The 3786-nt window shown below is 51.5% G+C and carries 5 protein-coding genes and 1 pseudogene; all 6 read right to left on the bottom strand.

From position 1 onward, the window contains the following. Positions 1–218, bottom strand: a pseudogene (locus Q0X57_RS07795) (UPF0104 family protein); the annotation flags it as partial. 235 nt (positions 219–453) lie between these two features. After that, positions 454–729 carry a hypothetical protein gene (locus tag Q0X57_RS07790; protein WP_297729874.1) on the bottom strand — a complete coding sequence of 92 codons (276 nt, stop codon included), beginning with the start codon at positions 727–729 and terminating at the stop codon, positions 454–456. Positions 730–774: 45 nt separating this feature from the next. After that, positions 775–1425, bottom strand: a complete 651-nt coding sequence (locus Q0X57_RS07785) for a YiiX/YebB-like N1pC/P60 family cysteine hydrolase (protein ID WP_297729872.1) — start codon at positions 1423–1425, stop codon at positions 775–777. Between the two features lie 45 nt (positions 1426–1470). After that, positions 1471–1881, bottom strand: coding sequence for a DUF4878 domain-containing protein (locus tag Q0X57_RS07780; RefSeq protein ID WP_297729870.1), 411 nt, complete (start codon positions 1879–1881; stop codon positions 1471–1473). A 102-nt stretch (positions 1882–1983) separates the two neighbouring features. Next, a complete protein-coding gene (locus Q0X57_RS07775; protein WP_297729868.1) occupies positions 1984–3417 on the bottom strand; it encodes an aspartate ammonia-lyase in 1434 nt (477 codons plus the stop codon). 131 nt (positions 3418–3548) lie between these two features. Then, the coding region (locus Q0X57_RS07770) for a hypothetical protein (protein WP_297729867.1) at positions 3549–3786 on the bottom strand (238 nt) is incomplete at its 5' end.

Raw genomic sequence — 3786 nt, 5'->3', positions numbered from 1 at the left:
CGCATCAGCAGATGCCAGCGATAGCCTCGTACCACATTGCCTAGGAGTCCTAGAGGCAGAGACAAGAGCAAGTACTCGTAGCGCACACCATGCTGTAACAAGCGTAGCGTGTCTCCGAGCTCTAGATGGCGATAGAGGTAAAACAATATCGCCAAGCCTATGAGGAGTGGCAAGAAGTTCTTCACCCACCACTGCCAAGAGTGTCGTACTGTCTTCACGCTCCAAAAGTACAAAAAAGAGACTAGAGGTTAGAGACTAGGTTTCTAGTGGCACTAGTGTCCCTAGTAGCACTAGTAGTACTAGTAGCTCTAGCCAACAGCCAATAACTAACAGCCAACAGCCAGCATACAACAGCGAAGGTCACCTAACCCTCACTAAGAGGACTAGGTGACCTTCATCATGTTTTGTTGCTTAGGTTATCTCAGATTGCGAATGATCTAGAGAAGTTGGTGTTTACTTCTTGATCTGATCAGCAGTCTCTTGAGCCTTGTCAGCTGCAGCCTGAGCAGCCTCTGCAGTTGCATCAGCAGCAGCGTTAGCCTCGTCAGCAACTACCTGAGCTGCGTCCTGAGCTGCGTTCTGCATATCCTGAGCAGCTGCATCAAGATTCTCCTGAGCGTTCTCAACGTTCTGCTCAGCCTGCTGAGCATCCTGATTCTGATTCTCCTTGTTGCAAGAAACAAGGCTTAGAGCTGCAACAGCAGCTACGAGTACAAATACCTTCTTCATATTAGCTTTAGTATAAGTGATTAGTAACTGGTGCAAAGGTACACATTATTTTTGAATATGCAAGGGATGGACTCCCTTAATCAAGTCATCAAGGCTGTAGTAAGTGTGGGAAACGCCTGGCAGATGACCCGTAGGCGTGATCTGATAGTCTGGGATGCCTGTACTATTGTAAGCGAGTGCAACAAACTCGGTGCAGTAGATCGTGGTCGTATCTCTAAGGTCAAAGTGCGAGTCAAACCTCTTGGGATACCTTCCCCCAGGGCTATGGAGCGCTATGTAGGCTCTCATCTGCTGCAAGCCTAAGCTATCCAGCGCTAAGGCGGGATAGATAGCGACCGCCTCCGACTCCATGAGGAAGCTGTCTAGTGGCTGGCGAAAGACACCGTCAGCACCCAGATAGTCATCCTGATAAGCGTGCCACACGACCCAGCGATGGCTAGTAGAGTCAAAATCAATGATACCGCAATGGCTGTAACGCTGCCCCTCGGAGGCCACCTTGCTAAAGAATGCCGAGAGCATCCCCTCGCCACGACGCAGTATAAGACTCCCAGGGCGCAGTGTCGTCGTATCGATGGCGATCACCTCTCGCTTGTGATGAGACGTGCAGGCGACAGTACCAGATAGAGCAAGCCCCAAGAGCAGTAGGAGGAGAGACCTCGCTAGCTCTTGGGGCTTGTGGTAGATAGACTTCATCATGAGATTAAGTCTAAGGAGTGCATGCCAGAGTGGCAGTCACCTAGGTTACTTCATAGGTATGTCAACGATCTTCCACTCGTTGTCTACCTTGGTGAGGACAACCTTTTGGTTGAGGACACTGGCACTATCAGTAGGATCGGTGGGCTGCTCCGTTGTCTCGACATAGCAGATGACCGTGTCTTGGCGTTCCTCTGAGCTTGCGATCTTGGTCGTCCGCTCGGGAGTTTCCTCCTGAGAGAAGACCTTAACACTGTCAGAGTTGAAGTAAGACATAAGATTTACATATGCCTCAGCCTGCTCAGACGCTGTGTAAGTACGAGCCTTGTCGTAGTCGCCAGCATTGAGCGCCTTGAAGAAGTCCATCGTGACCTGCTCCGCCTTTTTCGTAGGACTAGAGCAAGCTACAAACGCCAGCATGCTGACGAGTGCAAAGCTGATTAAAGCTAATCTCTTCATAATATATAAGGTCTTAAAGATTAGTAGTTCCTATTTCCTCTGTAGTCTAGGGGGATGTATCGACGGGGTGGCTTGTGTCTCCCCCACCCCGTCAATATCCGCTTATAGTTGCTTCTTAGGCTTGATGTGATCAAGCTTTGAGGGCTGGGTCATATGCTTGGGATCCATCACCTCGTCAAGATCCTTCTTGTCTAGGATGCCATGCTCCAGGACTAACTCGTAGATACCCTTGCCCGTCTCAAGCGCCTCCTTGGCAATCTTGGTTGAGTTCTTATAACCGATGATTGGGTTGAGCGCCGTGACGATCGTGATTGAAGCCTCGATCTGCTGACGACAACGCTCCTCGTTGGGCGTGATACCAGTGATACAACGCTCGATGAGGGTCGTGATACCACGCATCATCAGGTCAGAGCTCTCGAAGCAGCACTGAGCCATGACAGGCTCCATAGCGTTGAGTTCCATCTGAGCAGCATCTCCAGCCATCAGGACGGTCGTATCGTTGCCCATCACCTTGTAGCATACCTGGCTCATTACCTCAGGGATGACAGGGTTTACCTTACCTGGCATGATCGAGGAGCCTGGTTGCACAGCGGGTACGTTAAACTCGCCAATACCGGCTCTAGGACCAGAGGATAGGAGGCGAATATCGTTGCAGATCTTATTGATCTTGACAGCGATACGACGTAGTGCGGATGAGTAGCCGATCATGACGGATGTATCGCTCGTAGCACCGACGAGGTCAGCGCTCAGCTGGACAGGCCAGCCCGTGATCTCAGCCAAAGCCTTGACACAAGCCTCTGCATAGCCTGGCTCTGAAGCGATACCCGTACCGATAGCCGTAGCACCCATGTTGACCGTTAGGAACTCCTCGCAGGCACTCTTGAGCCTTGGTAGCTCCTCCTCAAGGATAGAGGCAAAGCCGTGGAAAGTCTGTCCCAGCGTCATAGGTACAGCGTCCTGTAGCTGCGTACGACCTATCTTGAGGACATGCTTCATCTCCTCAGCCTTAGCACGGAGCGCTGCAACGAGCTGCTCGATATGCTTGTACACCTCTAGCCCCTTGGGGTATAGCCCTAGGTGAATGGCTGTAGGGTAAGCATCATTGGTAGACTGCGAAGCGTTGACCCCATCATTAGGAGCAAGATACTTATACTCGCCAGGCTGGTGTCCCATCTTCTGGAGGGCAATATTGCAGATTACCTCGTTGGCAGCCATATTGGTCGTCGTACCAGCACCACCCTGGATCATATCCACTGCAAAAGCATCGTGATGCTTACCAGCGATCAGCTCCTTGCAGGCGAAAACGATAGCCTCGTACTGCTCATCGGTCAGGATGCCCTCGCTGTGGTTGGCGACAGCTGCGCCCCACTTAGTGTAGGCTAGACCCTTGATGAAGTAAGCGTACTGGCTTAGCTTGAAGTTGCTAATCTGAAAGTTCTCCATACCGCGTAGCGTCTGCACCCCATAGAGTGCGTCTGCGGGTAGTTGGCGATCGCCTAGCAGGTCGCCTTCCGTTCTCATTTGCTTATTAGCCATGTCTATATAGTTGTATTATCTGTATTTCGCTTTGCAGGAGAGTCCTAGAGACGCTTTCAGCCCCAAGAGTCGCAGTGTCAAGCGTAGGGTTGCAAGCGTGATTGTACAATCCGTTTGGCAAAGATACCTCTTTATTTTCTTACTGCGAAACAATTGAGGCAAATATTACCAGCTTCCGCAGTAGGGATCACACGAAACGTGTGACGGCTGTAGGGACGCACGACCTGTGCGTCCGTTGTCGAACGACGAGACGTGTGACGGCTGTAGGGACGCACGATCTGTGCGTCCGTTGTCGAACGACGAGACGTGTAACCGCTGTAGGGACGCACGATCTGTGCGTCCGTTGTCGAACGACGAGACGTGTAACCG

Origin of the sequence: uncultured Porphyromonas sp., assembly GCF_947254915.1 — a bacterium.
Classification (GTDB): domain Bacteria; phylum Bacteroidota; class Bacteroidia; order Bacteroidales; family Porphyromonadaceae; genus Porphyromonas.
This window is presented reverse-complemented; position numbering and strand designations above follow the sequence as displayed.

What these genes read in the sequence shown, in the direction of transcription:
- Q0X57_RS07790 (WP_297729874.1), bottom strand. Translation starts at nt 729, where the DNA reads ATGAAGAAGGTATTTGTACTCGTAGCTGCTGTTGCAGCTCTAAGCCTT.
- Q0X57_RS07785 (WP_297729872.1), bottom strand. Translation starts at nt 1,425, where the DNA reads ATGATGAAGTCTATCTACCACAAGCCCCAAGAGCTAGCGAGGTCTCTC.
- Q0X57_RS07780 (WP_297729870.1), bottom strand. Translation starts at nt 1,881, where the DNA reads ATGAAGAGATTAGCTTTAATCAGCTTTGCACTCGTCAGCATGCTGGCG.
- Q0X57_RS07775 (WP_297729868.1), bottom strand. Translation starts at nt 3,417, where the DNA reads ATGGCTAATAAGCAAATGAGAACGGAAGGCGACCTGCTAGGCGATCGC.